The following is a 25,775-nucleotide window of genomic DNA, read 5'->3' as shown; positions in this document are numbered from 1 at the left end:
CCCTTCCGGGAGGCGGGTCCAGTCGTTTCAACTGTCCGAAACGTGTCAGAGCCGCGCGTCGACCGCCGATGCCTCAGGGATAGACGGCTGAGCGCCTCTCTGAAGGCAGGCAAGCGAGCCCGCAACGGCTGCCCGCCGCAAGGCATCTGCAAAGCCTATCCCCTGATCGAGACTTGCAGCCAGATAGCCGCAGAACGTATCGCCGGCGCCCACCGTGTCCACAGGCTCGATCTTCAGGCCCTTGGCCGACAGGATTTCACCATCAAGCATGGCAACGACACCTTCGCTACCGAGCGTAACCACGAACGTCTGGCCGGTCTCACTGTGAAGGCGGCGCAAAACCTCTTCGCATGCTTGGGCGTCGCTGATCGTGGAGCCTGCGAGAAGCTCGAATTCGGTCTCGTTGGCGACGACGATATCGGCGAGCGCTGCCAGCCGCACCGCATCCGCCGTCAGTGGCGCGGTGTTGATCATCGTCCGGATGCCCTTCGCCTTTGCTGCGCGCAGTGCCGCCTCGACGGCTACCGGCGGGATCTCGAGCTGCAGCATCAACGTGTCGGATGGAGACATGGCCTCCACCGCGCCCTGCGCCTGCGCCTTGCCGATCGTGCCATTGGCACCGGGCACGACGGCGATCATGTTCTCGCCGCTGTCATCGCCGACCAGGATCAGTGCTGTGCCGGTCGAAATACTTGTCCGCGTGACCGCTGACAGGTCAGTTCCGGATGCCTGGAGCAAAGCCAGCGCCGGGTCTGCAAAACCGTCGTTTCCGACAGCGCCGACCATGCGCACGTCGCTGCCTGCGCGGCGGGCGGCCAGTGCCTGGTTCGCACCCTTGCCGCCGGAGGCTGTCGCAAAGGTCGAACCCACAACCGTTTCGCCCGGCCCCGGCAACCGCTCCGTCGTTGCGATAAGATCCATGTTGATGGAGCCGAAGACGGTAATCATGCTGTGCCTGCCTGTTTTGTGAAATGCGGGCTGACACTGCCCGAGAGGATCAGTCCTCGTCAACCACCCTCAGGCGCAGCGATCCGGTGCGGCTCTCGACTGCGCCGGATGCCGGAGCTGCGGGGGTTGGTCCAGTCTGCGGTATCGGGGCGGCCACTGGTGCTTCCAGTTCGAGCGCTTCGATCCGTGCGCCGCGCCGGCCGAGCTTCTCCGTTGACGTCACGATCTGCTCGACATCTTTCTGGGCTGCGAAAAAATGCGATTGCAGCTTGCGGGTCCGCTCGTCGAGGCGACCGAGATCCTCCATCAGCAAGGCCACCTCGCCCTGGATCAGATGCGCCTGTTCGCGCATGCGCTGGTCCTTCAGCACGGCCTGGATGACCTGGATCGACAGCATCAGCAGCGACGGAGAGACGATGACGATGCGGGCGCGCTGCGCCTTCTGGATCACGCCCTCGAAATGCTCGTGGATCTCGGCAAAGATCGATTCGGACGGCACGAAGAGAAAAGCGGTGTCCTGCGTTTCGCCGGCGATCAGGTATTTTTCCGAGACATCGCGGATGTGGACTTCCATGTCGCGGCGAAATTGCTGGGATGCGGCCCGGCGCGCTTCGGGTGCGGCCGATTCGCGAAAGGCATTCCAGGCCTCCAGCGGAAATTTCGCGTCGATGACCAGCGGTGGCAATCCGTTCGGCATGCGGATCACGCAATCCGGTCTCGACCCGTTCGACAGGGTCTTCTGGAATTCGAAGGCACCCATCGGCAGGCCGTCGGAAACGATCGCTTCCATCCGGCCCTGACCGAAGGCGCCGCGCGTCTGCTTGTTGGAGAGGATCGCCTGCAGCCCCACGACATCCTTGGCAAGGCTCTGGATATTGTTCTGGGCCGCGTCGATGACGGCCAGGCGCTCCTGCAACTGGCGCAGGTTGTCATGGGTCGATCTGGTCTGTTCGGTAATGGTTGCGCCGATCCGGTGGGTCATGCCATCGAGCCGCTGGCCGACGACCTGGCTGAGCTCGACCTGGCGTGCCGCGAGCGTTTCGCCCATCGCCGAAAGCCTGCCCTGCATCTCACCCTGCATCCGCATCAGTTCCCCCATGCGGGCCTCGGCGTCTTCCGCCTGACGGCCGCTGCCTCCGGAAAGGCGCATGAGAAACAGCATGAGAAGCATGCCGAAGACGCAGGAAGCGGCCATCAGCACCATCGGGTGCTGGCTCTCCAGAAAACGGGAAATCTCGGGGAACAGGTCATTCATGGCGGCAAGCTAGCAGAAAACCGCGGATTGGAAAGATCAAAACGGGAACATTGATCGAAAACGGCGATCCGGGGCTGTTCCATCGGCGAAAAAGATAGGTTATGGGATCGCCATGACGATCAAGCCGCTTATCATTCTCCCCGATCCGCTCCTGCGTCAGGTGTCCAAGCCTTTCGAACGGGTGGACGATGCTCTTTTGAAGCTCGCGGACGACATGCTGGAAACCATGTACGACGCTCCGGGCATCGGCCTTGCCGGGATCCAGATCGGCGTTGCCCGCCGCATTCTGGTGGTCGACGTGTCGCGCGAGGAGGACGAGAAGAACCCGATCGTCGTGATCAATCCGGAGATTATCCGCTCATCGGACGAGCGATCGGTGTATGAGGAAGGCTGCCTTTCCATCCCGGAATACTATGCCGAGGTGGAGCGCCCGGCCTCCGTGACGGTCAAGCATATCGGTCGCGACGGCAAGGAACACGTGATCGAGGCCGATGGCCTGCTCGCCACCTGCCTTCAGCACGAGATCGACCATCTGGACGGCGTGCTGTTCATCGACCATATATCGCGGCTGAAGCGCGAAATGGTGGTCAAGAGGTTCACCAAGGCTGCCAAGGCGAAGGCGGTCTAGCGATCGCTTGCAGGCACTCTCGGTTTGAAGGCGCGTTCCTTGCGGGCGCGAAAAGGTCCATGTCTCTTCGCATCATCTTCATGGGCACACCGGAATTTTCCGTGCCGACACTGCAGAACTTGAAGCAGGCCGGTCACGAGATCGTCGCGGTCTATAGCCAGCCGCCGCGTCCCGGCGGGCGCCGCGGGCTCGATCTCGTCAAGTCGCCAGTGCATCAGGCGGCGGAACTGCTCGGCATTCCGGTGCTGACACCGCTCAATTTCAAAAGCGAGGAAGACCGCGAGACCTTCAGGTCCTTCAAGGCGGATGTCGCCGTGGTCGTTGCTTACGGCCTGCTTCTGCCCGAGGCGATCCTCACCGGCACCCGGCTTGGCTGCTACAACGGCCATGCTTCGCTGCTGCCGCGCTGGCGCGGTGCTGCCCCGATCCAGCGCGCCATCATGGCTGGCGATGCAAAGACCGGAATGATGGTGATGCAGATGGAAAAGGGCCTAGATACCGGCCCGGTTGCGCTCACCCGAGAGGTCGAGATCGGCGAGGCCATGACCGCGGGCGAGCTGCACGACCGCCTGATGCTGACGGGCGCCCGCGCCATGGTCGAGGCGATGGAGAAGCTCGAAGCCGGTGACCTGCCGCTGACACCGCAGTCCGAGGACGGCGTGCTCTACGCGTCGAAGATCGACAAGGGTGAAACCCGCATCGATTTCTCGAGGCCCGCGCGCGACGTTCACAACCATATCCGCGGGCTCTCCCCGTTTCCGGGCGCCTGGTTCGAGGCCGAGATCAACGGTAAGCTGGAACGGATCAAGGTCCTCTCTTCTGCCGTAGGCTCCGGACAGGGAGACGTCGGCACGGTGCTGGACGATCACCTCACGATCGCCTGCGGTGAAGGCGCCGTTTGCCTGACGCGGCTGCAGAAGGCCGGCGGCAAGCCGCTTGATGCCGCCGATTTCCTGCGTGGCACGGCGATCACGGCCGGAATGCGGGTGGCCTGATGCCGCGTTACAAGATGATCGTCGAATATGACGGCACGTCCTATGTTGGCTGGCAGATCCAGGACAACGGTCATTCGGTGCAGGCCGCGATGCAGAAGGCGATCCTGAAGCTGACCGGCGAGACCGTATCGGTCCGTGGCGCAGGGCGGACCGATTCAGGCGTGCATGCCTGCGGCCAGACGGTTCATACGGATCTTTCCCGCGAGTGGGTGCCTTACAAGCTGCGCAACGCCGTCAACGCCTATCTGATGACGGCATCGGAAAAGGTTTCGGTCATCGATGTCAGCCTCGTCGACGAGACCTTCGATGCGCGGTTCTCGGCCACCAAGCGGCACTATCTCTACCGCATTCTCAACCGGCCTTCTCCCTTAGCGCTCGAGGCGAACCGGGCGTGGTGGGTGTCAAAACCTCTCGATCATGAGGCGATGCATGCCGCAGCCCAGATGCTGGTCGGGCATCATGATTTTACCACCTTCCGCTCCACCCACTGTCAGGCGAAAAGCCCGGTCCGGACGCTCGACCGGCTGGACGTGACGCGCTCAGGCGATCTGATCGAGATCTGCGCTTCGGCTCAAAGCTTCCTGCACAACCAGATCCGCTCCTTTGCCGGCACGCTGAAGATCGCCGGACAAGGCAAGGTTACGCCCGAGGACGTTAGGGCAGCACTCGAGGCACGCGACCGCAAGCGCTGCGGCCCGGTGGCACCGCCGGATGGCCTCTATTTCATGAAGGTGGATTATCCTGACGACCGTCAGGACGGATAGACGCCCAGGAACCGCTGCAGCACCTCGGACAGAAGCATGTCCGGCACGATCAGCACCATCACCAGCGCCGTCACCAGCAGCGGCTGCGGGCCGCAAAGCATGCGCATCACTCGCGTCAGCGCGACGACGACGGCGATCAGCAGCGACAGATGTAGAAGCGCCAGAAATCCGGTCATGCCGATCGGCAGGATGAAGGCTGCCGCCAGAACTGCGTAGGCATAGGCAAACGGCACGGACAGCCAGTTGACCACGATCACCATCGTCGGGAATTTCTGGCCGAGCCCGAATAGCGCGCAGACGATGCCCACCAGAATGAGCGGCAGGATCCAGTCGATCGCCTCCAGCATGCCGAGCCGGAAGAAGAACAGGCCACCGGTCTTCGTCCCCGGCGGCATCGCCTGCAGAAACATCATCCGCCACCAGGCCCAGGTGACGAACATTGCCGGCAGACACCAGACAAAGGCCCAGAAGGAGCGCAGCAGGCCGCGGTCGGAGAGATCGAGCTGTTTGAACCCTTGCTCATCGCCCTTGATCAGCAGCCAGATGCCGGACACGTAAAACCGGACTTCAGCGTAGCTGGGCATCGGCACCTCTTGGATTGGGAATGCGGGAAGAATGTCCGCGGTGGGCAATCATGCGACCGTCACTCCAAGGCTTGTCTCCAGCCAGGACACGACGACCAGTTCGGTCAACACGGTGAACCCGAGCAGCGAAGCCCGCAACCATGGGGAACCGCCGACAACCGTCGTCAGGAGCCGCCAGTAGAGAAGAACTGCACCGACGAGAACGGCGAGCATGACGGCAAGCAATCCATATCGGTAAACGAGGCCCGCACCGAACAGGCTGCCCAGCGCAAGGCTGACCGGAAATGCCGTCACGTAAGACGCATAGACCAGTGGCACCGTGAACCAGTTGCGCGTCACGATCAGCGTGCGCAGCAGCGGTCGCAGTCCGAAGGCGACAGCGACGAGGCAGATGGCGAGAACCGGAACGATCCACTGCGCGATCTCCACCAGAAACATCTTTCCGGCGAATGCGAGGACACCGTCACCGCCCCTTGGATGCGCCTGCGCATATTCGGCACGCTTGAACATCCATCCCGCGACGATCGCGGGCAGGCACCACAGGATCGCGAGAAAGGACCGGGCAACGCCCTTGTCGGAAATGTCGAAGGCGCTGAGGCCGCGCGCATCGCCGCGGATCAGCAGCCAGAGACCGCTTAAGTGATGGCTGAGGTCATGAAACCGCAGCATCGCCGAACCAGCGGGAGAGGAAGGTTCCGTAGATCTGCGTCAGCGTTTCGAGGTCGGCAATCGCTACCCGCTCGTCCACCATGTGCATGGTCTGGCCGACGAGGCCGAACTCGACGACCGGGCAGTAATCCTTGATGAAACGCGCATCGGATGTGCCGCCGGTGGTCGACAGCGCGGGCACCCTGCCCGTCACCGCCTCGACGGCGCCCGAAAGCGAACTGATCAGAGCGTTGTTGCGGGTCAAAAAGACGTGGCTCGGTCGCTCGGCCCAGACGATTTCGTAACGGACTTTGTCGCGACCGGGACGCAGCGTCTGGTCGCCTGCGGCCGCATCGAGACGGCGCAGGATCTCGGCTTGGACGGTTTCGGCTGTCCAGGTGTCGTTGAACCGGATGTTGAAGGCGAAACTCGCCTTGGCCGGCACGACATTGGTTGCCGGGTTGCCGATATCAACCGTGGTGACTTCGAGGTTGGAGGCCGGGAATTCCGGTGTCCCTTCGTCGAAGGGCGGATGCATCAGGGCCTGCGCCAGCGGCAGCAGCCCGCGTACAGCGTTATCGGCGAGATGCGGATAGGCCGCGTGGCCCTGAACGCCATGGACCGTGACCTTGCCGGAGACGGAGCCGCGGCGGCCGATCTTGATCATGTCGCCAAGCACATCCGGATTGGTCGGTTCGCCGACCAGGCAGGCATCCCAGCGCTCGCCCTTGTCGGCTGCCCATTTCAGCAGTTTCTCGGTACCGTTGACGGCCGGGCCTTCCTCGTCGCCGGTGATGAGGAAGGAGATCGAGCCCTGCGGTGCGCCGTGCTGTTCGATATGACGGGCAACGGCTGCGGCAAAGCAGGCAATGCCACCCTTCATATCGACGGCGCCGCGTCCGAACATCTCTCCACCTTCGATCTCGGCGGAAAACGGCGGATGGCTCCAAGATGCCTCGTCGCCGACCGGCACCACATCCGTGTGGCCGGCAAACATCAGATGCGGACCGGTCGTTCCAAGCCGCGCGTAGAGGTTCTCGATGTCGGGCATGCCGGGCTCGGTCGCCACCATCCGCTCGACGGTAAAGCCGAGCGGCGAAAGCATCGCCTCAAGCGCCGACAATGCGCCGCCTTCGGCGGGCGTGACGGACGGGCAGCGGATGAGGTCCCGCAGGTTTGCGATCGGATCGACAGCGGACATCGGGATTGCCTTCGGTTAGTCGCGCAGCAGTTCGTTGATACCGGTCTTGGAGCGGGTCTTTTCATCGACCGTCTTGACGATGACGGCGCAATAGAGATGCGGTGCGGCAAGGCCGTTCGGCATCGTGGCATTGCCTGACGGCATCGAGCCGGCAACGACGACCGAGTAAGGCGGCACTTCGCCGAACGAGACTTCGCCGGTGGCGCGATTGACGATCTTGGTCGACTTTCCGATGTAGACGCCCATTCCGAGGACCGAGCCTTCGCGAATGATGCAGCCTTCGACGACTTCCGAGCGGGCGCCGATAAAGCAATTGTCCTCGATGATGGTCGGGCCGGCCTGCATCGGCTCCAGCACGCCGCCAATGCCAACGCCGCCCGACAGGTGCACGTTCTTGCCGATCTGTGCGCAGGAACCGACGGTTGCCCAGGTATCGACCATCGTGCCTTCATCGACATAGGCGCCGAGATTGACGAAGGACGGCATCAGCACGACGTTCTTGCCGATATAGGCCGAGCGGCGCACGACGGCGTTCGGCACGGCGCGGAAACCGGCCGAGCGGAACTGGTTCTCGCCCCAGCCTTCGAACTTCGAAGGAACCTTGTCCCACCAGGTGGAGGCGCCGGGGCCGCCCTTGACGACTTCCATGTCGTTGAGGCGGAAGGACAGAAGAACCGCCTTCTTCAGCCACTGGTTGACGGTCCAGCTGCCATCCTCGCCGCGCACGGCGACACGCGCCTCGCCGGCATCGAGAAGGTTGAGCGACTGCTCTACGGCATCGCGGATCTCTCCCTTGGTCGAGATCGTCACGCTGTCGCGGCTGTCGAACGCGGTTTCGATCGTCTTTTCGAGGGAGGAGAGGTCTGCGCTGCTCATGGAAAATCCTTCGTCGTCGTCGATATCGTGATGGCCGCAAAGGCCCGGGACACAGCCGTGTGGCTGGCCAAATGGTGCCAATTGCTCTAAGCGACCGGCACTCAAGCGTCAATGCGAATTGGCGTCAACGCATATAAGCGAACGGCTCCGGAAGGGTTATTGCGATGGCACGGGTGAAGAATGACGGACCACGGCGGAAGGACGGGGTCTGGGATCCGCTGAAGGACAACAAGGCCGACAAAAGTGCCGCCGCAGTTCAGCCGAAAACACCGCAGACGCTGTCGCCCACCTATCGCCTTGCCTTTGCCGATGAGGATTTCCTGAGCCGCGAAGAATTGCGGCCGGTGCGGCTGCAGCTGGAACTCATGAAGGCCGAGATGATGCTCGCCGAGGCCGGGATCAAATCCACGGTCGTGCTGTTCGGCGGTGCCCGCATTCCGGCACCGGGCCAGGCGCCTTGGGCGGCTCACAACGAGACCCAGCGCAATAGCCTGATCGCAGCCTCGGTTTTCTACGAAGAGGCCCGCAAGTTCGCGACGCTCTGTGGTGTGCATTCGGCAGCCTACGACCATCAGGAATATGTGGTCGTGACCGGTGGCGGACCGGGCGTGATGGAGGCCGGCAACCTTGGCGCGTCGGAGGTTGGCGCACCGAGCATCGGGCTCAACATCATGCTGCCGCACGAACAGGCGCCCAATCCTTACGTGACGCCGGAGCTCTCATTCAACTTCCACTATTTCGCGATTCGCAAGATGCACTTCCTGATGCGCGCCAAGGCCGTTGCCGTCTTCCCGGGCGGCTTCGGCACGCTCGATGAGATGTTCGAGGCGCTGACGCTGATCCAGACCAAGCGCATGGAGCGAATCCCGCTCATCCTGTTCTCAGAAAAGTTCTGGCGCGGCATCGTCAACTTCGAAGCGCTTGCCGATTTCGGCACGATCTCGCCGAAGGATCTTGAGCTGATCAGCTTTGTGGAAACCGCAGATCAGGCGTGGAAGATCATCGCGGATTTCTACGGGCTTTGATGGTGGGACGGTGCAGGTTCCTTACCCTCTCCCCGTGCGCGGGGAGAGGAAACAGGCCCTGATCGGGCAATGACCATTCTGCTTGCCGGTTGAGCTTGAGCCCTAGAGACGGCCGACGCGCTCCGTCAGCAATTCGAAGAAACCATCCGCGTCGACATGGCGCATGAAGGTCGCATTGGCCGTGCGGCCGGTAACGCCCCACCAGTCGGCGACCGTCATGCCGACGGTGAGCTCTGATTGGGTCTCGATCTCGACATTGCAGTGGCGGCCGGTAAAGAGGTCCGGCTTCAAGAGATAGGCGATGACCGACGGGTCATGCAGCGGGCCGCCGTCGGAGCCGTATTTCTCGATGTCGAAGCGCTCGAAGAAGGCAAGCCATTCGACGAGAACCTGCGACGGGCGGTTGCCGAGTGCGGCGATCTTTTCGACCCGTGCCTTGGTGGTCAGCAGCTGATGCGTGACATCGAGCGGCATCATGACTACAGGGATACCGGCGCCGAACACGATCTTGGCCGCCTCCGGATCCACATAGATGTTGAATTCGGCTGCTGGCGTGATGTTGCCGCCTTCGAACAGGCCGCCACCCATCATCACCAGTTCCTGGACGCGCGAAGCAATGTCCGGCGCCTTGGTGAGCGCCATGGCGATGTTGGTGAGCGGACCGAGCGTGCAAAGCGTCACGGTGCCTTCCGGCTCGCGGCGCAGCGTCTCGATGATGAAGTCGATGGCGTTCTTTTCCTGCGCCGCCATGGTCGGCTCAGGCAGTTCCGCTCCGTCGAGACCAGTCTTGCCGTGGACGTGTTCGGCGGTCACCTGCGGCCGGTTCAAAGGCTTCAATGCACCTTCATAGACCTTGGCATCGGGCCTGCCGCATAACTCGCAGACGATCCTCAGGTTGCGGCTGGTAAACGACAGCGGCACGTTGCCGGCAACGGCAGTCAAACCCAGCACATCCAGCTCGTCGGGGCTCGCAAAGGCCAGCATGATGGCCGCTGCGTCGTCCTGACCGGGATCGGTGTCGATGATGATCTTTCTGCGTTGCATGTCTCTTCCCCTTGAACTTTACGGGTTTTTGAGCCGGGTTGCGGATCGTGTCAAGCGCTCGCCGGCGTCTTGCGCTGACTGCCGCAAATTCCCATATATTGACCCGTCGGCGGGCCTTATGGACGCGGGCACAGTCGCTGGATAAAAGCTGGGACGATCGATGAGCCGTATGACACCTTTCGCAAGCCCTCTTCTTCTGGGCTTCGACGCGATGGAAAAGACACTCGAGCGATTGGGCAAGGGAAGCGACGGCTACCCGCCCTACAATATCGAGCGCGTCAAGAAGACAGCGGGTAACGAGCCGCCCGAAGACGAAGGCGACCTGCTGCGCATCACGCTTGCGGTTGCCGGTTTTTCGGAGGCCGAGCTCGAGGTCATGACCGAAGAAAACCAGCTTATCATTCGCGGCCGGCAGGCCGAGCAGAACGAGCGCGACTACCTCTACCGCGGTATTGCGGCCCGCCAATTCCAGCGGATCTTCGTGCTGGCGGACGGGATGCAGGTGTCCGGCGCATCGTTGAAAAATGGTCTTCTCTCGATCGATCTGATCCGCCCCGAGCCGGAGCGTGTAGTGCGAAAAATTAACATTTCCGTCTCACAGTAGATCAATCAGCAATCGCTGATGCGTCCCCACTGTGGAGGCAGAAATGCTTATGAAAGAAGCGAATCCGAGCTTGACGGAGTCCGAACTCGCGCATCTCGGAAATGGCGAAGTCGGTTACATTCGCAAGATGAAGTCGGACGATGTGTCCCGCTGTTTTCCCGAGGCTCCGGACATCGATCCCAGCCTTGACCTTTGGGCCCTGTTCGGTGCGGACGGTACGCCGATCCTGCTCACCGACAACCGCTCCAGCACCTTTTTCAAGGCTGCCGAAGACGAGCTGAAGACCGTTACCCTGCACTGATCGGAATGAGCGTCAGATCTTGACGAATGTCAGGTAGGCGGATGACCGCCCTTCCCGGCGGGCCTTGTTTTCGTATCGCGTACCCGGCCAGCCGGCATAGGGCGTCAGCCAGTCCGAAGCCTGTTCCGCCTGCCAAGCGAAGCCGCCATGATCGCGGCAATGGATCAGCGTCCAGTTCACATAGGTATCGATGTCTGAGGCGAAGCAGAATGTTGCGCCCGGCTTCAGCACGCGGTGGAACCGTTCCAGGTTGACTTGCGAAACGAAGCGGCGCTTCCAGTGCTTCCGCTTTGGCCACGGATCGGCGTAGAGAAGGTCGATCTGATCGATCGACGCATCCGGCAGCCAGTCCAGAACCTGGGTCGCATCGTCATCGTAAAGGCGGATGTTGCGCAGGCCCTGCTCTTCCAAGTTGGTCAGAAGCTTTGCCATGGAATTGACGAAGGGTTCGACGCCGATAAAGCCGGTCGACGGATTTTCGGCGGCGCGGTGGATCAGGTGCTCGCCGCCACCGAAACCGATTTCCAGCCGCATCCGCTCGACAGAGAAGTCGTAGAGGCTCTCGATCCTGTGCGGTGCAGGGTTGGCGAGATTCAGCTTCAGCTGCGGCAAGAGCGTCGCCAGACCTTCCGCCTGCTTCTCGCGCAACGGCTTTCCCTTGCGGCGGCCGAAAAAGGCTTCCGTGGAACGGCTGGGATGCGGCTTGTCGGTCATGGATCGAATTCTCTCACGGTAAAAGCGGACGCCTTCGGCAGAAGGCACCCGCTTTACTGTTTTACAGGCGTGCTCGTAAAGGGCGATCAGGCCGCTTCGAGCTGATCACCCTTGAGGGCGTCCTTCAAAGGCTTCACGAGATCGGTCTTTTCCCAGGAGAAGGAACCGTCGCGACCGGCCTTGCGACCGAAATGGCCGTAAGCAGAGGTCTTTGCATAGATCGGCTTGTTGAGATCGAGGTGACGGCGGATGCCGGACGGGGAAAGGTCCATGGTCTTGCGGATTGCCGCTTCGATCTGGTCTTCCGTCACGTTCTTGCCGGTTCCATGCAGGTCGACATAGATCGACAGCGGCTGGGAAATGCCGATCGCATAGGAAATCTGTAATGTGCAGCGTTCGGCAAAGCCGGCGGCCACAACGTTCTTGGCGAGGTACCGGGCTGCATAAGCTGCCGAGCGGTCGACCTTGGTCGTGTCCTTGCCGGAAAACGCGCCACCGCCGTGGGGCGCTGCACCACCATAGGTGTCGACGATGATCTTGCGGCCGGTGAGGCCTGCATCGCCATCGGGACCGCCGATCACGAACTTACCGGTGGGGTTGATGTACCACTTGCAGTCGGCTGCGATCGGAAGTTCGCCCAGCGCTTCGCGGATATAGGGTTCGACGACGGAGCGGACCTTCTTCGAGTCCCAGCTGGGATCGATATGCTGGGTGGAGAGCACGATCGAGTCGACGGCGGCGGGCTTGCCGTTTTCGTAACGGACGGTCACCTGGCTCTTGGCATCGGGGCCGAGCTTGGCGGCTTCGCCCTCGCCCTTCTTGCGGGCCGTGGCAAGCAGCTGAAGGATCTTGTGCGAATAATAGATCGGCGCCGGCATCAGGTCCGGCGTTTCCTTGCAGGCGTAACCGAACATGATGCCCTGGTCGCCGGCACCTTCGTCGCCCTGACGGTCGCTTGCGTTATCGACGCCCTGCGCGATATCGGCGGACTGCGAATGGAGGAGGACGTCGATCTTGACCGTCTTCCAATTGAAGCCATCCTGTTCGTAGCCGATGTCGCGGATTGCCCGGCGCGCGGCCGACTTGAACTTCGACGGGTTGATCACGTCGTTGCCGTTCTTGTCCTTCTTCATCAGGCTCGGCGGCAGGCGGACTTCGCCCGCAATCACCACCCGGTTTGTCGTCGCCAGCGTTTCACAAGCGATGCGGACGCCCCAAGGATCAATCCCTGTCTTTGCGGCTTCGCGGTAGACGAGATCGACGATCTCATCGGAAATACGATCGCAGACCTTGTCCGGATGACCTTCTGCAACGGACTCACTCGTGAACAGATAACTGGCGCGCATAACGGGATTCCCCTCAAAGAACAGACATCGAATGTTTAGTAAGTTCATCCGCTGAAGACAAGCGTACAACGACATAAATATATCTTTATGCGTCCAAGCGATTACCAATTCCTTGAGGTCACGGCATAAAAAAAGCGGCCCGGAGGCCGCCTTTCAAATAATGACCGGTCGACCGGTCATTCCGTCTCGGCATCGGCGGCAAGCGCCTTGACCAGATCCACCAAACGGCGGCGAACCTTGGGATCGGCGATCTTCACAAATGCGCGGTTCAACTGCAGCCCCTCAGAGGACGACAGGAAATCAACCACGTAGTTCGAGCTGGATGCCTCCGCCATGCCGGACGCTCCACCCGCCTGATCGCCTGGCGCATCTTCGAAGAAGAAGGAGACCGGGACGTTCAAGATGGACGAAATGTTCTGCAGACGGCTGGCGCCAACGCGGTTCGTTCCCTTCTCGTATTTCTGAATCTGCTGGAATGTGATACCAAGGCTCTCCCCCAGCTTTTCCTGGCTCATGCCCAGCATTGTGCGGCGCAGACGAATCCGGCTCCCGACGTGAATATCAATCGGGTTCGGCTTCTTCTTGTTTTCAATCATAACGACGTCCTGACGAAGTTGCTGTCAATCTTCAACCCGGTCCGCGTGTGGGAGATACACTTTGGTGGCGCCGGTCACAACAAATCCGGCAAGCAAGGTGTATGGCGAGACGATAGGCCAAACCACTATGCAATTTTAGGGGTTTTGGGTCAATTCTTCCAGAATTTAAAACTTGTACGGGAAATAAGTGCAATCACAAACATGAGACATATCAGCAACCAGAAGTAAAAACGCCGTTCGGAAGCGTTCCAAAATGGGACTTCGACACTCGACATGGTTGAGTCAATCACACCCTTTTGATTGTAATCCAGGCCGCGTACGACCCTGCCAAAAGGATCGACGAAAGCCGAAATACCGGTGTTGGCACCGCGAATCAACGGCATGCCGTTTTCGACAGCCCGGACACGCGCCTGCTGGAAATGCTGGAAGGGTCCGGGCGTTTCACCGAACCATCCATCGTTGGTGACGTTCAAGAGCGCGCTCGAGCGTTCAATGCCGGCACCGATTTCATCCGGGAAGATCGCTTCGTAGCAGATCAGCGGATAGAAGGTTTGCCCGCCCGGCAGCGTCAGCATGGCGCGGCCCGGTGCTGCGGTAAAGCCGCCCGGCATGGCGATCGCATCGGGGATGCCGAGCGACCGCAGCATGTCCTCGTAAGGCACATACTCGCCGTAGGGGACCAGATGCACCTTGTCCGACGCCGACACGATCTGGCCGTTGCTGTCGATGACGTAGATCGAGTTGTAATAGCGGGTCGCAAAGCCCGGCCCGGCATTTTCAGCGCGGACGGCGCCGGTCACCAGAACCTGACCATCTTCCAGCACATCGGCAATGCGCGACAGGGCATCGGGGTTATCGGTCAAGATGAACGGAACCGAGGTTTCCGGCCAGACGATGATATCCGGACGCTTTGCACCATCCTTTGCGGGCAGCGCCGTCATCGCCAGATGTTCTTCAAAAATCGCCCCGCGCTCGGAATCGTCGAGTTTGCGCGACTGGTCGATCATCGGCTGGACGAGGCGCACCTCGACCGGATCCTTGGCAGTGGCTGAAAGCACCGCGTCGGCACCCGCAAGCCGCCAGGTGCCGAAGCCTAGATGGGCGCAGAGGAGAAGACCTGCGAGCGCGAGGCCAAGCCCCATGCCGCGTCGGGTCCCGATCAGTGCCGGTGCGGAGAACACGAAAACAGCCAGCACCGTCACACCCGTCACGCCGAGCGGAGCGGCCGACTGCATCATCAGCGGCATCGGCATGGCGCCGTAGCCGATCGAGTTCCAGGGAAAGCCCGTCAGCATGAAGCTCCGCAGCCATTCCGCAAGACCAAAGCCAAACGCGGCAGCCGCAATCCTGCCCAAGCCATCTGACCAGAGGATGCGTGCCACCAGCGCCGCAAAGCCCCAGAATAGCGCCAGAAAAGCCGGCAGACCCAGAACTGCAAGCGGTATTGCCCAGGCAAACTCGTCCGCCTCGACGAGAAGCGCATTGCCGAGCCACCAGAGGCTGGCGACGAAGTAGCCGAAGCCGAACACCCAGCCGAGGAAAAAGGCCGATCGCAGGCGGCTGAGCCGCCCACCATCCGGATTGCCGGTCGTGCCGTCCATCAGCCAGATGAACAGCGTGAAAGACACGAACAGGGCAGCAAAGAAGCCGAAGGGTGGAAGGGCGAGTGCGCCGACAGCGCCGGCAAAAAAAGCAAGGAGGATGCGCGGCCAGCCCCATAGAAGAATGACCCTGCCAGCCAGTCGCCCCATCGATGTCCCCTTCGCCCGAATCAGAAGCCGCAGTCTTTCATGAAAAACTGCGGCTTGTCCTGTTATCGGCTGTTCAAAACACCTGGAAACTCAGGCCGATGGATGATCGTTGCCACGATCGGACGAGGGTGCCGGCAGAAGCACGGTCGGCGTCTTGTCAGTAATCGCCTTCTGCTGCGTCTCGGCAATGGGCTCGCCCTCGCCCTTGAGCTGCCTGCGGCGAACGAGCGCGCGCTTGCGCATGATCCGGACCCGCTTGATGCGGCGCGGATCGGCGTCGAGGATCTGGAATTCGAAGCCTGGCACAGCCTGCACGACTTCACCGCGCACCGGGATGCGTCCGAGCGCTGAGAAGATCAATCCGCCCAGCGTATCGACGTCGTCCAGCCGGTCCCGCACGTCGAAATCGGAGCCGATCGCCTTGGAGATTTCCATCAGCTCGATACGGGCATCGGCAATGAAGATATCGTCGCCGGCACGCGAGAACATCACTTCTTCGTCGTCATGCTCGTCCTCGACATCGCCGATCACCATCTCGACGATATCCTCATGCGACACGAGACCATCGGTGCCGCCGTATTCGTCGATCACGAGCGCCATCTGAGTACGGGCGGCCTGCATGGTGCTCATCAGCTCGGATGCCAGCATCGAGGGCGGCACAAACAAAAGCTTGCGCACCAGGCCTGCCTCGGCAACGGTCTGATCGAGATTGACGCGGCTGAGATCGAAGGCCGCCTTGGCGGTACGGGCCGGCTTCTCGACCGCTCCACCGGCAACGACGGCTGCTGCTGCCGTTGCACGGGTACCGGTCCGACGCTTGTTGCGGGCCTGTTTTGCCAGATAGGACAGAAGGTCGCGGATATGCACGAAGCCGCGGGCATCGTCGAGATTGTCGCTGTAGACCGGCATGCGCGAGCGGCCGGTCTCCTCGAAATGGATCATCAGTTCGCCGATCGTCATGCTCATGTCGACGGCTTCGATATCGGCGCGCGGCACCATGATGTCCTCGACGCGAACCTCGCGGAAGCGGAGGATGTTGTGCAGCATGGCGCGCTCTTCCGGAGAAAAGGCGTTGCTGACATTGGTGTCGGTCATCAGCGCGTCGGCGAGATCCTCGCGGAGCTGTTCGCCCTGCGACGGCCGCAGCAGGCGGACCGCCCGAGACCAGAATGTATTATGGGATTTGGGGTGGTGCTCGGATCGTCCCGAACTACTTCCCTCGTCCGACGAGGGTGAGTCCGAACTGTCCTTGCCCTCGCGGGCGACATTGCTCGAATAATCGTTCATTGTTCCAAACTACACTATCGGGTCCTGCCCCGCATAGGGGTCAGATAGGCCGAGACCGGCTAAAATGCGAGTCTCGAGTGTCTCCATTTCCTCCGCCTCGTCCTTTTCCATGTGGTCGTAACCGAACAGATGGAGAAAGCCGTGGACCAGAAGATGGGTCAGATGATCGTCGAAACTCTTGTCGAGATCAACTGCCTCGCGTTCGACAGTCTGCCTTGCGATGACGATATCGCCCAGCATCGGGCCCGGCATACCGCCGGGTTCGAGCGGAAAAGCAGGGAAAGACAAGACGTTGGTCGGCTTGTCCATGCCGCGCCATTCGGCGTTGATTGCCCGGATGGAATCATCGTCGGTAAAGACGAGAGAGACTTCGGGCGGTATTTTCGGAAACGGTTGATCTTCTTCGCGGACGAGATAATCGGCGGCCGCGGCGAAAACCTTTTGCGTCAACGCCAAAAGCGCCGGCTCTTCCGGCCAGCCTTCGTCGTCGATGCTGATCTGTATGTCCAGTTCGGGCATAGGGACTGGAAACCGGACTAGCGTCCGGCCTCCTCGCTTTCCTCGTGGACGGCATATTGCGCGTCATAGGCCCGGACGATGCGGCCAACCAGCGGGTGGCGCACGACGTCGGTATCCTTGAAGCGGATGACCGAGATGCCTTCGACCCCGTTGAGGATCTGCAGCGCCTCGACCAAACCGGATTTCACGCCGCGCGGCAAATCCACCTGGCTCGGGTCGCCGGTGATGATCATGCGTGCGTTTTCACCAAGACGGGTGAGAAACATCTTCATCTGCATCGATGTCGTGTTCTGCGCCTCGTCGAGGATGATCGCGGCATTGGCAAGCGTGCGGCCGCGCATGAAGGCGAGCGGCGCGATTTCGATGACCCCGGCCGTGATTGCCCGTTCGACCTTGTCGGCTGGGATCATGTCGTAGAGCGCGTCATAGAGCGGCCGCAGATAGGGATCGACCTTTTCCTTCATGTCGCCAGGAAGGAAGCCCAGACGTTCGCCCGCCTCGACGGCCGGACGCGAAAGAATGATCTTGTCGACGGCACCGCGTTCCAGCAGCTGCGCGGCATGCGCCACGGCCAGATAGGTCTTGCCGGTACCGGCCGGACCGACGCCGAACACCATCTCTGCCCGATCGAGCGCCCGCATATAGGCGTCCTGCGTCGGGGTACGCGCGACAATCGTCTTTTTCTTGGTGGAGATCTGGCTCATCGAAAGCCTGGCCTTTTTCTCGAGCGTCGGCAGTTGCAGCTGGTCGTCCGCAGCCTGTGCCATGCGGATAGCTCCTTCGACATCGGATGTTTCGATGGTGCCGCCCTTCTGGATTCGCTCATAGAGGGTATCGAGAGCCCGACGGGCCTGATTGGTGGCTGGGACATCGCCTGAAATGGCCACGGAATTACCGCGGGGCCGCGCATCAATATTGAGGCGCTGTTCGAGAAGTTTCAGATTCTGGTCGAATTGACCGAACAGCTCGCTCGCGAAGCGATTGTTCTCGAACGTCAGGACAAAGTGGTTGGCGTCGGTCGCTGCTGATTTGGGGTGGCGCGCTGTCGAAGAAACCGATTCTCGTCCGCTCAAGTAAACAAGCTCCTCACTTGCTGGTCAGGCACCCATTAAACTCTCTGCCGGCTCGGCAAACAAGCTGTTCGGGCCGGTACCAATGATTCGTACACGGATAATCTCACCGATTTGCGATGTTTTTGCATCAACATTCACAGACTGGAGCCAGGGCGAACGGCCGATCACCTGCCCGGGCATACGTCCCGGCTTTTCCAGAAGCAGATCGATCGTCTTTCCAACACAGGATGTGGCGAAATCGGCCTGCTGTTTCAAGAGCAAAGCCTGCAATCGTTCGAGACGCTCGGCTTTTACCTCTTCAGCGACCTGATCGGTGAGATCCGCGCCGGGCGTTCCCGGCCGGGTCGAATATTTGAACGAGAAGGCGGAGGCGTAGTTGACGTCCTCGACGATCTTCAACGTGTCTTCGAAATCCTGATCGGTTTCGCCCGGGAAACCGACGATGAAATCTCCCGACAGGGCGATATCGGGACGGGCATTGCGGATGCGGTCGATGAGCGCCACATATTCCGCGCCCGTATGACGACGGTTCATCGCCTTCAGGATGCGGTCGGATCCCGACTGAACAGGCAGATGCAGATAAGGCATCAGGATGCGCAGGTCGCGATGCGCCTCGATCAGTCGGTCATCCATGTCGCGCGGATGGCTTGTCGTATAGCGCAGGCGGGCAAGGCCCGGGATTTCAGCAAGACGATAGAGAAGGTCGGCGAGACCCCAGTCGTTCCCGGTTGGACCTTCAGCGCTCCAGGCATTGACGTTCTGACCAAGCAGGGTGATTTCGCGCACGCCGCTTTCGACCAGCCGGATGGCTTCGTCGACAATCTGGCTGATGGGGCGCGACACTTCCGAACCGCGGGTATAGGGGACGACGCAGAAGGTGCAGAACTTGTCGCAGCCTTCCTGCACGGTAAGGAAAGCCGTGACGCCGCGGGCGCGGATAAGCTTGCGGTCGGTGGCCGGCAGATGGTCGAACTTGTCCTCGACCGCGTATTCCGTATCGACCACAGGCTTGCCGCCGCGGGCCTTGCGCAGTGCATCCGGCAGTCGGTGGTAGGTCTGCGGGCCGATCACCACGTCGACCGATGGCGCGCGGCGGATGATTTCCTCGCCTTCCGCCTGGGCGACGCAGCCGGCAACGCCGATCATCAGTTCGCGGCCTTCGGCAGCACGCGCCTTCTTCATGTCGCGCAGACGCCCCAGCGCCGAATAGACCTTCTCGGCGGCCTTCTCGCGGATATGACAGGTGTTGAGGAGGATCAGATCCGCCTCGCCCATCTCTTCGGTCGCGACATAGCCTTCGCTCGCCAACGCGTCGCCCATGCGGGTCGAATCGTAGACGTTCATCTGACAGCCGTAGGTCTTGATGAAGACCTTGCGGGTGTTGGGGATGGTGACGGGCTCTTCTGCCGGCGAAAGGGTGACGTGTTCGTTCATGGCCGTCTCCTTACTCCAAGAAGGACCGGATTTGAAGCGGTTCTAATCGGCGTCGTACTCTCTTTGGCGAAGATGCCTGATCAGCATGCGGCGAAGCCGGGCGGTAATGGTCTGGCTGAGATGCTTGCGGTTGTCGCCCGTGCGGAAATCGACCGTCTCGCCGAACGCCACATCCACGTCGATCGCGCCTTCCTTCAGCACGCCCATCAGGTGCGGCATGAGCTCGATATCCCCCGGCCAGGCCGCAAGCGGGCGGTGAAAACGACCCATCGCCATGCCGTGCACCCGCGTATAGGCGATCGATACAGGCTGGACATACACGACGCCGTGGGGCGTGTGCGGCACGGCGGCAGCGGCTGCCCCGAACAGCGAGGACTTGACCTCGAGCAGGCGGTTGCCATCCGACGTCGTGCCTTCCGGGAAGAGCACGACGATCTCGCCCGCCGTCATGCGTGCGGCAATCTCGTTGATCTGGTCGCCGGTTCGGCGTTTTTCCTCGCGGACGACGAAAATCGTCTTCTGCAATTTCGCGAGCGTGCCGAAGATCGGCCATTTGGCGACTTCCGACTTGGCGATGAAGACGACATCCGCGATAGCACCAAGCACGAGGATATCCTTCCACGAGACGTGGTTGGAGGCGAGCATCAGGGGGCGCCGATGCTGCAGGTGACCGTGGACGTGGATGCGGATGCCGAGCAGGAAGCAGGCGGTGCGGTGCCAGAGGCGCGGAATATAACGGCGCATCTTCAGATCGAAGGCGAGGCCGATCAGCTGAAACGGCAACAGCACAGCCGTGACCACCAGCAGACAGACGACGATGAACCCGATGCGGATTGAGGTGATCACTGTCGATCCTTGGCTGTCGTCACGCCGTTCGTGTTCAGGCTATTCGTCTTTGTCGAGCGGGATGCCGTAGAGTTCCAGCCTGTGTCCGACCAGCCGGAAGCCGAGTTCGCGGGCAATGCGCTCCTGCAGCGCTTCGATCTCCGCAGATTGGAATTCGATCACCGTGCCGGCATTGAGATCGATCATGTGATCGTGATGTTCTTCCGGCACCGTCTCGTAGCGAGAGCGACCGTCACGGAAATCGTGGCGCTCGATAATGCCCTCGTCCTCGAACAGTTTCACGGTGCGATAGACGGTCGAGATCGAGATCCGTGGATCGACCTTGGAGGAGCGACGATACAGTTCCTCGACATCCGGATGGTCGTCGGAGTCCTGCAGGATGCGCGCGATCACCCGGCGCTGATCCGTCATGCGCATGCCCTTCTCGGCACACAGTTCCTCCAGATTTTTGGAAAGATCCGTCATGACGTTTTGGCCTTCAAATGCTCTCGTTTCATCACGAACTAACGAAGAACGCGGCTCATGACAAGCGCCGAGGACCGTCGTCCATCGGCACCGGTATAATAGGCCGGGCGTTCGCCGACCTTTTTGAAACCCAGCCTGCCATAGAGCGTCACAGCGGCCTTGTTTTCGGACTCGACCTCGAGAAACATTGTTTCGGCGCCGCGCGATGTCGCTTCGCGCAAGCCGGCCTGCATCAGCCTCCATCCGAGCCCAAGACGGCCAAACTTTTCGGGGACGGCGATCGTGAGAATTTCCGCCTCGCCGGCTGCTTCGCGCACCAGCACAAAGCCCCCGAAGGGTTTGGAGAAGAACGCGTTGGTCTGGCGTGCGACGAAGCCGAACACGCCTTTCTGAAGAAGAAGATTCTGGAATTCGCCATCGTTCCAGCCGCGCGGAAAGCGCGCACCATGAAGCTCGGAGACTTCGACGCAGTCGGAGATCTCCATCGGGACGACTTCGAAAAACGGCTTCCAGCTGAGATAATCGTCAAACATCGGGCATTCGGTCGCGTGAAAGAATTGAACGACGCGGAGTTACGAGATCTGCCGCGCCAACGCAAAGCCTGTCTGCGGTTTTGCATCCGGTCCACGAAGATAAAGCGGTTTCGGCTTTTGCGAACCTTTCGGCTTTGACGCCGCAAGTCTTGCAATGACGGCGATATCGAAATGGTCAGGCAGGACCGGCGCCTCGTGCGGGCGCCATGACCCGGTCACGTCGGCCGACAGCTGGGCAATGAGTGCTGCGGCATCGTCCGGAGACAATGCCGTGGGTTCGCTGAGCGGGGAGCCTTCGGCTGAAAAGGCCTGGGCATAGACCTCGTCCCGCTTGGCATCCATGACTGCCACGACGGGGCGTCCGGGATGCTTTGCAAGATGTGCGGCGGCCAGCGTTTCGAGCGTGGTGACGCCGACGCATTCCACATTGAGCGCCAGTGCCAGACCGCGGGCGGCCGCAACGCCAACTCGAATACCGGTAAACGAGCCCGGGCCGATGCCGACGGCGATGCGCTGGACGGATTTGAGGGGCAGGCCGGCGTCATCAAGCGCCTGGTCGACGATCGCCATCAGGCGCTCTGCATGACCCTTGCCGATCGTCTCAGTGACGGACGACAGAAGTCTGCCGGACGCGCCATCATAGAGCGCGGCGGAACAATCAACCCCGGCAGTATCGATGGCCAGAACGAGCATGAGCGGAACTGTTTTTCGAAATCAGATGGCTTCGACGGCCTGCACTTCAGGCACGAAGTGCTTGAGCAGGTTTTGAACGCCATGTTTCAGGGTTGCCGTGGAGGACGGGCAGCCGGCGCAGGCGCCCTTCATGTTAAGATAGACCGTGCCATCGCGGAAACCCTTGAAGGTGATGTCGCCACCATCCTGGGCAACGGCCGGACGGACGCGGGTTTCCAGCAGTTCCTTGATAGTCGCGACGAGGGTCTCGTCGTCGGCCTCGTAGAACTCGCCGTCTTCATCGGTATCTTCGGCAAGCGACGAGGCGCCGCCCATGACCGGCTGTCCGGACATGAAATGCTCCATGATCGAGCCGAGGATGGCCGGCTTCAGATGCTGCCATTCGGCGCTATCCTTGGAGACGGTGATGAAGTCGTAGCCGAAATATACGCCGGTGACGCCGTCGATCCCGAACAGTCTGGCTGCCAGCGGAGAAGCATCGGCCTCGCCCGCATTGCGGAAATCGGCAGTGCCCTTTTCCATGACGATCTTGCCGGGCAGGAACTTCAGGGTTGCCGGATTGGGTGTGGCTTCCGTCTGAATGAACATGATATGTCTCCTTGACCCGTGCGCGCCAGCGGGCGCCGCAAACTTAGAACTCTTCCAAAGAAGATAGTCGCGATCAGCTTTTGGTTCAAGTGCGCCTTTCTTCCAATCTGGTCAAGAGAGGTCAGGCGAGCGCGTCGATTTCCTCGTCGGTCAGCGTATCCGGCAGAACGGTGACGGGAATGGGGAAAGCAGCACCCCTGCCGGCAACCGCTGAGACCAGCGGGCCCGGCCCTTCCTTGGTCGAACCGGCGGCAAGAACAAGAACGGCGATATCGCGGTCTTCCTCCACCAGCATGTTGATCTGCTCGGGCGCGCTTCCCTCGCGGATGACGATTTCGGGATCGATCCCGATCGTTTCGCGCACCCTCTGGGCGGCCTTCGCCATGATCGATTCCGCTTCTTCCATGGCTTCGGCGCGCATGATCTGCTCGACGCCGATCCATTGCTGGAAATCGCCATCGGGAATGACGAAGAGCAGCACCAGGCCGCCATTGGAATTCTTCGCGCGGCGGCCGGCATAGTGCACGGCAAGCTCGCATTCGGGGGTGCCATCGATGACCGCTATGAACTTGCGCCGATGTCCCTCAAGCCTGGAAAGCCGTTTCGAAACCATGCCGCCCCCTCAATTCCCGTCGGACGTTGTCGTTGTGGCGAAATTATACGAACCCGCGAAAATGAAAACCCGCCACGCGACCGTGACGGGTGCAAGATTTTCAGGCGCTCTCCCGCTCAGCGCAGGAAACCGACGATATCGAACACTTCACCCATGACCTTTTCGGCTCGGGCGCGGGCACGCTCGCCCCCATCACGCAAGATAGCGTCGATATGGGTCGTGTCGTCCAGCAGGCGGCGCATCTCGAGCGAAATCGGCGCCAGAACTTGAACGGCGAGGTCGGCAAGCGCCGGTTTGAACACCGAGAACTGCTGGCCGCCGAATTCGGCAAGCACATCCGCCTTGGTGCGATCGGCGAGTGCCGCGTAGATGCCCACGAGATTGGCTGCTTCCGGACGCCCTTCGAGGCCTTCGAGTTCGCTCGGCAGGCCTTCCGGATCGGTCTTCGCCTTGCGGATTTTCTTCAGGATCTCATCGGCATCGTCCATCAGGTTGATGCGCGACAGATCTGACGGATCGGATTTCGACATCTTCTTGGTGCCGTCGCGCAAGCTCATGACGCGCGGGGCCGGACCATCGATCAGCGGCTCGACGAGCGGGAAATAGCCGTGGATCGGCTCTTCGCCGACGACCATGTCGACGCCGGTGCCGGTCGCACGGATCTTGTCCTGGAAATCGATGTTGAATTTCTGGGCGATATCGCGGGCAAGCTCCAGGTGCTGCTTCTGGTCATCGCCGACAGGCACATGGGTGGCGCGGTAGACGAGAATGTCGGCGGCCATCAGGCTCGGATAGGCGAGCAGTCCGAGCGAGGCGTTCTCGCGGTCCTTGCCGGCCTTGTCCTTGAACTGGGTCATCCGGTTCATCCAGCCGATGCGGGCGACGCAGTTGAAGATCCAGGCAAGTTCGGCATGCTGCGGCACGGCGGACTGGTTGAAGACGATATGCTTCTTCGGATCGATGCCGGAGGCGATAAACGCTGCCGCGATCGAGCGGATCTGGCCGCGCAGGTCGTCATGCACGAGCTGGGCCGTGATCGCGTGCAGATCGACGACGCAGTAGATGCAGTCGTTGTTTTCCTGCAGGGCGACGAACTTGCGGATGGCGCCGAGATAATTGCCGAGATGGAGATTGCCGGTGGGCTGGACACCGGAAAAGACGAGCGGCTTGAAGCTGTTCATTCTAGATCCTCGATAGGCTGATGGAAGGCCTCAGGCCGTTGGACTTGCGCAACCTGACAAGTGTGCGTGCTTGCCGCTGCTGCGCCCCGCGGGCCATGTAGCTGATGGCCGGGCTTATGCACGCCCCGCCACGAGGGATCAAGAGGCTGCATCATCCGCGTGCTGAATGAGATCCCAAAGGTTGCCGTAGCAATCTTCAAACACTGCGACCGTGCCATAGGCTTCGTGGCGCGGTTCCTCGATGAAGCGAACGCCTTTGGCCGACAACCGGGCGTGATCCCCGGCAAAATCGTCGGTTTTCAGGAAAAAACTTACCCGACCCGCCGTCTGGTTGCCGATCGCCGCCGTTTCGGCTTCGCTGTCGGCGCGTGCCAGCAGCAGCGCTGCCCCCTCTTTGCCCGGCGGGCGCACCACTACCCAGCGCTTGGTCGCCTCCAGAGGGGTATCGGAGACGAGCTCAAAGCCCATGATTCCGCAGTAAAAATCGAGCGCCCGATCGTAGTCGTCAACGACCAGCGTGACCAGAAAAAGGGAACGGATCGACATTGGAGCACACCTTGTTTTGACGTGGCGGGAACCGGTCTTCGACGCTTCCTGCCTGCCCTGTCAAGAACGCCGAAGCAACCGCAAGGTTAACGCAGTTTAACCCCTGAGGCAGACAAATCCCACTTTGGGGCAAATTCCTCCATACTGAGGTCACTTTTCGGAAAGAAATACTCCCCCACCAAGTCGACCCCAGTCGGTCGTGAGTATTTTCCGAGGTTTACCCGTATGCGCATCTTTTACCGCGTCGCGCTGTCCTGCTTCATGACGCTCTGCCTAACGCTGTCCGCGACCGCACAAGCCGCCGAAAAAGGCGAGAAACGCCGCAGCAGTTCTTTCAAACACGACTACTCTGCTTACTATACTGTCCAGCGCGTCAGCGTTCGGACCAACTGCTTTCCCGAGAAGCTGGGTGCCATCCTTGCCCATATCGCCAAGGAAACAGGCAAGAAGCCGATGGTGACCTCCGGCCACCGTCCGCGCTCTGGCACATCACAGCACAGCCATTGCTACGCCGCCGACATTCGCGTTCCCGGCGTTGCCGAAAAGAGGGTGCTTGCGGCAGCAGCGAGCGCCCCTGGAATCGGCGGCATCGGCCGTTACTGCAACGGCATCGTGCATGTGGATGTCGGCCCGCGACGCGCCTGGGCGCATTGCGGCAAAGGTGGAAAAGGTGGCAAGGGCAGCCTTGCTAGCCTGAAGCGCCGCGGAAAGTCCTGA

General features: G+C 61.0%; 30 protein-coding genes. 7 read left to right on the top strand and 23 right to left on the bottom strand.

Features of this window, described 5'->3' with window-relative positions:
- Nucleotides 1-45 precede the first annotated feature (45 nt).
- Both ASF70_RS07975 and ASF70_RS07970 read right to left on the bottom strand, forming a co-directional pair.
- Entirely contained in the window at nucleotides 46-948 is a 903-nt protein-coding gene (locus ASF70_RS07975) for a ribokinase (protein WP_062578896.1), read from the bottom strand.
- Nucleotides 949-997: 49 nt separating this feature from the next.
- A complete protein-coding gene (locus ASF70_RS07970; RefSeq protein ID WP_244474023.1) occupies nucleotides 998-2,098 on the bottom strand; it encodes a DNA recombination protein RmuC in 1,101 nt (366 codons plus the stop codon).
- A 217-nt stretch (nucleotides 2,099-2,315) separates the two neighbouring features.
- On the opposite strand from ASF70_RS07970, the gene def reads away from it, so the two are divergent.
- From def to truA, 3 genes are read left to right on the top strand one after another with little or no spacing between them, the layout of a single operon-like run.
- Nucleotides 2,316-2,831: a peptide deformylase gene (gene def, locus ASF70_RS07965; protein ID WP_062578892.1), complete on the top strand. Its 516-nt coding sequence runs from the start codon at nucleotides 2,316-2,318 to the stop codon at nucleotides 2,829-2,831.
- 59 nt (nucleotides 2,832-2,890) lie between these two features.
- Nucleotides 2,891-3,826: a methionyl-tRNA formyltransferase gene (gene fmt, locus ASF70_RS07960; RefSeq protein ID WP_062578890.1), complete on the top strand. Its 936-nt coding sequence runs from the start codon at nucleotides 2,891-2,893 to the stop codon at nucleotides 3,824-3,826.
- Nucleotides 3,826-4,590 carry a tRNA pseudouridine(38-40) synthase TruA gene (truA, locus tag ASF70_RS07955; protein ID WP_062578888.1) on the top strand — a complete coding sequence of 255 codons (765 nt, stop codon included), beginning with the start codon at nucleotides 3,826-3,828 and terminating at the stop codon, nucleotides 4,588-4,590. Before fmt ends, truA begins: the two co-directional genes overlap by 1 nt.
- Here truA and ASF70_RS07950 read toward each other — a convergent pair.
- The 4 genes from ASF70_RS07950 to dapD are packed head-to-tail and all read right to left on the bottom strand — an operon-like array spanning nucleotide 4,578 to nucleotide 7,899.
- Nucleotides 4,578-5,174 (bottom strand): hypothetical protein, encoded by a 597-nt coding sequence (locus tag ASF70_RS07950; RefSeq protein WP_062580125.1) that lies wholly within the window; start codon nucleotides 5,172-5,174, stop codon nucleotides 4,578-4,580. The genes truA and ASF70_RS07950 overlap by 13 nt on opposite strands.
- A 48-nt stretch (nucleotides 5,175-5,222) precedes the next feature.
- Nucleotides 5,223-5,843: a hypothetical protein gene (locus ASF70_RS07945; protein ID WP_062453985.1), complete on the bottom strand. Its 621-nt coding sequence runs from the start codon at nucleotides 5,841-5,843 to the stop codon at nucleotides 5,223-5,225.
- Nucleotides 5,827-7,023 carry a succinyl-diaminopimelate desuccinylase gene (dapE, locus tag ASF70_RS07940; RefSeq protein ID WP_062578887.1) on the bottom strand — a complete coding sequence of 399 codons (1,197 nt, stop codon included), beginning with the start codon at nucleotides 7,021-7,023 and terminating at the stop codon, nucleotides 5,827-5,829. The genes ASF70_RS07945 and dapE overlap by 17 nt, the downstream gene beginning before the upstream one ends.
- Nucleotides 7,024-7,038: 15 nt before the next feature.
- On the bottom strand, nucleotides 7,039-7,899 hold the full coding sequence (gene dapD / locus ASF70_RS07935) for a 2,3,4,5-tetrahydropyridine-2,6-dicarboxylate N-succinyltransferase (protein ID WP_062578884.1): 861 nt from the start codon (nucleotides 7,897-7,899) through the stop codon (nucleotides 7,039-7,041).
- 164 nt (nucleotides 7,900-8,063) lie between these two features.
- Between dapD and ASF70_RS07930 the strand changes: the two genes are divergently transcribed.
- On the top strand, nucleotides 8,064-8,924 hold the full coding sequence (locus ASF70_RS07930) for an LOG family protein (RefSeq protein WP_062578882.1): 861 nt from the start codon (nucleotides 8,064-8,066) through the stop codon (nucleotides 8,922-8,924).
- A gap of 102 nt (nucleotides 8,925-9,026) precedes the next feature.
- Here the strand turns inward: ASF70_RS07930 and ASF70_RS07925 are convergent, their stop codons facing one another.
- Nucleotides 9,027-9,968, bottom strand: a complete 942-nt coding sequence (locus ASF70_RS07925; protein ID WP_062578881.1) for a nucleoside hydrolase — start codon at nucleotides 9,966-9,968, stop codon at nucleotides 9,027-9,029.
- Nucleotides 9,969-10,128: 160 nt separating this feature from the next.
- On the opposite strand from ASF70_RS07925, the gene ASF70_RS07920 reads away from it, so the two are divergent.
- Nucleotides 10,129-10,572 (top strand): Hsp20 family protein, encoded by a 444-nt coding sequence (locus ASF70_RS07920; RefSeq protein ID WP_062578879.1) that lies wholly within the window; start codon nucleotides 10,129-10,131, stop codon nucleotides 10,570-10,572.
- 43 nt (nucleotides 10,573-10,615) lie between these two features.
- Nucleotides 10,616-10,873 carry a DUF1150 family protein gene (locus tag ASF70_RS07915; protein ID WP_062453991.1) on the top strand — a complete coding sequence of 86 codons (258 nt, stop codon included), beginning with the start codon at nucleotides 10,616-10,618 and terminating at the stop codon, nucleotides 10,871-10,873.
- 12 nt (nucleotides 10,874-10,885) lie between these two features.
- Here ASF70_RS07915 and ASF70_RS07910 read toward each other — a convergent pair whose 3' ends face one another.
- The 16 genes from ASF70_RS07910 to ASF70_RS07835 form a co-directional block, all read right to left on the bottom strand.
- Entirely contained in the window at nucleotides 10,886-11,587 is a 702-nt protein-coding gene (locus ASF70_RS07910) for a tRNA (guanosine(46)-N(7))-methyltransferase TrmB (RefSeq protein ID WP_062578877.1), read from the bottom strand.
- 86 nt (nucleotides 11,588-11,673) lie between these two features.
- Entirely contained in the window at nucleotides 11,674-12,933 is a 1,260-nt protein-coding gene (gene metK, locus ASF70_RS07905) for a methionine adenosyltransferase (protein WP_062453993.1), read from the bottom strand.
- 176 nt (nucleotides 12,934-13,109) lie between these two features.
- Nucleotides 13,110-13,529 carry a helix-turn-helix domain-containing protein gene (locus ASF70_RS07900; protein ID WP_062453994.1) on the bottom strand — a complete coding sequence of 140 codons (420 nt, stop codon included), beginning with the start codon at nucleotides 13,527-13,529 and terminating at the stop codon, nucleotides 13,110-13,112.
- A gap of 149 nt (nucleotides 13,530-13,678) precedes the next feature.
- Nucleotides 13,679-15,280 (bottom strand): apolipoprotein N-acyltransferase, encoded by a 1,602-nt coding sequence (gene lnt, locus ASF70_RS07895; RefSeq protein WP_062578875.1) that lies wholly within the window; start codon nucleotides 15,278-15,280, stop codon nucleotides 13,679-13,681.
- A gap of 90 nt (nucleotides 15,281-15,370) precedes the next feature.
- Nucleotides 15,371-16,567 carry a hemolysin family protein gene (locus tag ASF70_RS07890; RefSeq protein ID WP_062578873.1) on the bottom strand — a complete coding sequence of 399 codons (1,197 nt, stop codon included), beginning with the start codon at nucleotides 16,565-16,567 and terminating at the stop codon, nucleotides 15,371-15,373.
- Nucleotides 16,568-16,576: 9 nt separating this feature from the next.
- Nucleotides 16,577-17,086, bottom strand: coding sequence for an rRNA maturation RNase YbeY (gene ybeY, locus ASF70_RS07885; RefSeq protein ID WP_062578871.1), 510 nt, complete (start codon nucleotides 17,084-17,086; stop codon nucleotides 16,577-16,579).
- A 17-nt stretch (nucleotides 17,087-17,103) separates the two neighbouring features.
- Nucleotides 17,104-18,159 carry a PhoH family protein gene (locus ASF70_RS07880; RefSeq protein ID WP_062453998.1) on the bottom strand — a complete coding sequence of 352 codons (1,056 nt, stop codon included), beginning with the start codon at nucleotides 18,157-18,159 and terminating at the stop codon, nucleotides 17,104-17,106.
- Nucleotides 18,160-18,183: 24 nt separating this feature from the next.
- A complete protein-coding gene (gene miaB / locus ASF70_RS07875) occupies nucleotides 18,184-19,593 on the bottom strand; it encodes a tRNA (N6-isopentenyl adenosine(37)-C2)-methylthiotransferase MiaB (RefSeq protein WP_062578869.1) in 1,410 nt (469 codons plus the stop codon).
- 42 nt (nucleotides 19,594-19,635) lie between these two features.
- Nucleotides 19,636-20,436, bottom strand: coding sequence for a lysophospholipid acyltransferase family protein (locus tag ASF70_RS07870; protein WP_162237981.1), 801 nt, complete (start codon nucleotides 20,434-20,436; stop codon nucleotides 19,636-19,638).
- Nucleotides 20,437-20,478: 42 nt separating this feature from the next.
- A complete protein-coding gene (locus ASF70_RS07865) occupies nucleotides 20,479-20,904 on the bottom strand; it encodes a Fur family transcriptional regulator (RefSeq protein ID WP_062454001.1) in 426 nt (141 codons plus the stop codon).
- A 38-nt stretch (nucleotides 20,905-20,942) separates the two neighbouring features.
- A complete protein-coding gene (locus tag ASF70_RS07860) occupies nucleotides 20,943-21,437 on the bottom strand; it encodes an N-acetyltransferase (protein ID WP_062578867.1) in 495 nt (164 codons plus the stop codon).
- Nucleotides 21,438-21,476: 39 nt separating this feature from the next.
- Nucleotides 21,477-22,130 carry a tRNA (adenosine(37)-N6)-threonylcarbamoyltransferase complex dimerization subunit type 1 TsaB gene (gene tsaB / locus ASF70_RS07855; protein WP_062578865.1) on the bottom strand — a complete coding sequence of 218 codons (654 nt, stop codon included), beginning with the start codon at nucleotides 22,128-22,130 and terminating at the stop codon, nucleotides 21,477-21,479.
- Nucleotides 22,131-22,151: 21 nt separating this feature from the next.
- Nucleotides 22,152-22,718, bottom strand: a complete 567-nt coding sequence (locus tag ASF70_RS07850) for a NifU family protein (RefSeq protein ID WP_062578863.1) — start codon at nucleotides 22,716-22,718, stop codon at nucleotides 22,152-22,154.
- A 121-nt stretch (nucleotides 22,719-22,839) separates the two neighbouring features.
- On the bottom strand, nucleotides 22,840-23,331 hold the full coding sequence (locus tag ASF70_RS07845) for a universal stress protein (protein ID WP_062454005.1): 492 nt from the start codon (nucleotides 23,329-23,331) through the stop codon (nucleotides 22,840-22,842).
- A gap of 116 nt (nucleotides 23,332-23,447) precedes the next feature.
- Nucleotides 23,448-24,512 (bottom strand): tryptophan--tRNA ligase, encoded by a 1,065-nt coding sequence (gene trpS / locus ASF70_RS07840; RefSeq protein WP_062454006.1) that lies wholly within the window; start codon nucleotides 24,510-24,512, stop codon nucleotides 23,448-23,450.
- A gap of 138 nt (nucleotides 24,513-24,650) precedes the next feature.
- Entirely contained in the window at nucleotides 24,651-25,058 is a 408-nt protein-coding gene (locus tag ASF70_RS07835) for a VOC family protein (RefSeq protein ID WP_062578862.1), read from the bottom strand.
- A gap of 225 nt (nucleotides 25,059-25,283) precedes the next feature.
- Here ASF70_RS07835 and ASF70_RS07830 point away from each other — a divergent pair, with 225 nt between their 5' ends.
- Nucleotides 25,284-25,775, top strand: coding sequence for a DUF882 domain-containing protein (locus ASF70_RS07830; RefSeq protein WP_062454008.1), 492 nt, complete (start codon nucleotides 25,284-25,286; stop codon nucleotides 25,773-25,775).

It is taken from the genome of Rhizobium sp. Leaf321 (assembly GCF_001423215.1).
Classification (GTDB): Bacteria; Pseudomonadota; Alphaproteobacteria; order Rhizobiales; family Rhizobiaceae; genus Neorhizobium; species Neorhizobium soli.
Note: the sequence above shows the minus strand (reverse complement) of the source record. Positions and strands in the feature narration are given on the sequence as shown.

Bases quoted from the DNA above. Each gene is read 5' to 3' on its own strand.
- ASF70_RS07975 (WP_062578896.1), bottom strand. From the start codon at position 948: ATGATTACCGTCTTCGGCTCCATCAACATGGATCTTATCGCAACGACG.
- ASF70_RS07970 (WP_244474023.1), bottom strand. From the start codon at position 2,098: ATGCGCCTTTCCGGAGGCAGCGGCCGTCAGGCGGAAGACGCCGAGGCC.
- def (WP_062578892.1), top strand. From the start codon at position 2,316: ATGACGATCAAGCCGCTTATCATTCTCCCCGATCCGCTCCTGCGTCAG.
- fmt (WP_062578890.1), top strand. From the start codon at position 2,891: ATGTCTCTTCGCATCATCTTCATGGGCACACCGGAATTTTCCGTGCCG.
- truA (WP_062578888.1), top strand. From the start codon at position 3,826: ATGCCGCGTTACAAGATGATCGTCGAATATGACGGCACGTCCTATGTT.
- ASF70_RS07950 (WP_062580125.1), bottom strand. From the start codon at position 5,174: ATGCCCAGCTACGCTGAAGTCCGGTTTTACGTGTCCGGCATCTGGCTG.
- ASF70_RS07945 (WP_062453985.1), bottom strand. From the start codon at position 5,843: ATGCTGCGGTTTCATGACCTCAGCCATCACTTAAGCGGTCTCTGGCTG.
- dapE (WP_062578887.1), bottom strand. From the start codon at position 7,023: ATGTCCGCTGTCGATCCGATCGCAAACCTGCGGGACCTCATCCGCTGC.
- dapD (WP_062578884.1), bottom strand. From the start codon at position 7,899: ATGAGCAGCGCAGACCTCTCCTCCCTCGAAAAGACGATCGAAACCGCG.
- ASF70_RS07930 (WP_062578882.1), top strand. From the start codon at position 8,064: ATGGCACGGGTGAAGAATGACGGACCACGGCGGAAGGACGGGGTCTGG.
- ASF70_RS07925 (WP_062578881.1), bottom strand. From the start codon at position 9,968: ATGCAACGCAGAAAGATCATCATCGACACCGATCCCGGTCAGGACGAC.
- ASF70_RS07920 (WP_062578879.1), top strand. From the start codon at position 10,129: ATGAGCCGTATGACACCTTTCGCAAGCCCTCTTCTTCTGGGCTTCGAC.
- ASF70_RS07915 (WP_062453991.1), top strand. From the start codon at position 10,616: ATGCTTATGAAAGAAGCGAATCCGAGCTTGACGGAGTCCGAACTCGCG.
- ASF70_RS07910 (WP_062578877.1), bottom strand. From the start codon at position 11,587: ATGACCGACAAGCCGCATCCCAGCCGTTCCACGGAAGCCTTTTTCGGC.
- metK (WP_062453993.1), bottom strand. From the start codon at position 12,933: ATGCGCGCCAGTTATCTGTTCACGAGTGAGTCCGTTGCAGAAGGTCAT.
- ASF70_RS07900 (WP_062453994.1), bottom strand. From the start codon at position 13,529: ATGATTGAAAACAAGAAGAAGCCGAACCCGATTGATATTCACGTCGGG.
- lnt (WP_062578875.1), bottom strand. From the start codon at position 15,280: ATGGGGCGACTGGCTGGCAGGGTCATTCTTCTATGGGGCTGGCCGCGC.
- ASF70_RS07890 (WP_062578873.1), bottom strand. From the start codon at position 16,567: ATGAACGATTATTCGAGCAATGTCGCCCGCGAGGGCAAGGACAGTTCG.
- ybeY (WP_062578871.1), bottom strand. From the start codon at position 17,086: ATGCCCGAACTGGACATACAGATCAGCATCGACGACGAAGGCTGGCCG.
- miaB (WP_062578869.1), bottom strand. From the start codon at position 19,593: ATGAACGAACACGTCACCCTTTCGCCGGCAGAAGAGCCCGTCACCATC.
- ASF70_RS07865 (WP_062454001.1), bottom strand. From the start codon at position 20,904: ATGACGGATCTTTCCAAAAATCTGGAGGAACTGTGTGCCGAGAAGGGC.
- ASF70_RS07860 (WP_062578867.1), bottom strand. From the start codon at position 21,437: ATGTTTGACGATTATCTCAGCTGGAAGCCGTTTTTCGAAGTCGTCCCG.
- tsaB (WP_062578865.1), bottom strand. From the start codon at position 22,130: ATGCTCGTTCTGGCCATCGATACTGCCGGGGTTGATTGTTCCGCCGCG.
- ASF70_RS07850 (WP_062578863.1), bottom strand. From the start codon at position 22,718: ATGTTCATTCAGACGGAAGCCACACCCAATCCGGCAACCCTGAAGTTC.
- ASF70_RS07845 (WP_062454005.1), bottom strand. From the start codon at position 23,331: ATGGTTTCGAAACGGCTTTCCAGGCTTGAGGGACATCGGCGCAAGTTC.
- trpS (WP_062454006.1), bottom strand. From the start codon at position 24,512: ATGAACAGCTTCAAGCCGCTCGTCTTTTCCGGTGTCCAGCCCACCGGC.
- ASF70_RS07835 (WP_062578862.1), bottom strand. From the start codon at position 25,058: ATGTCGATCCGTTCCCTTTTTCTGGTCACGCTGGTCGTTGACGACTAC.
- ASF70_RS07830 (WP_062454008.1), top strand. From the start codon at position 25,284: ATGCGCATCTTTTACCGCGTCGCGCTGTCCTGCTTCATGACGCTCTGC.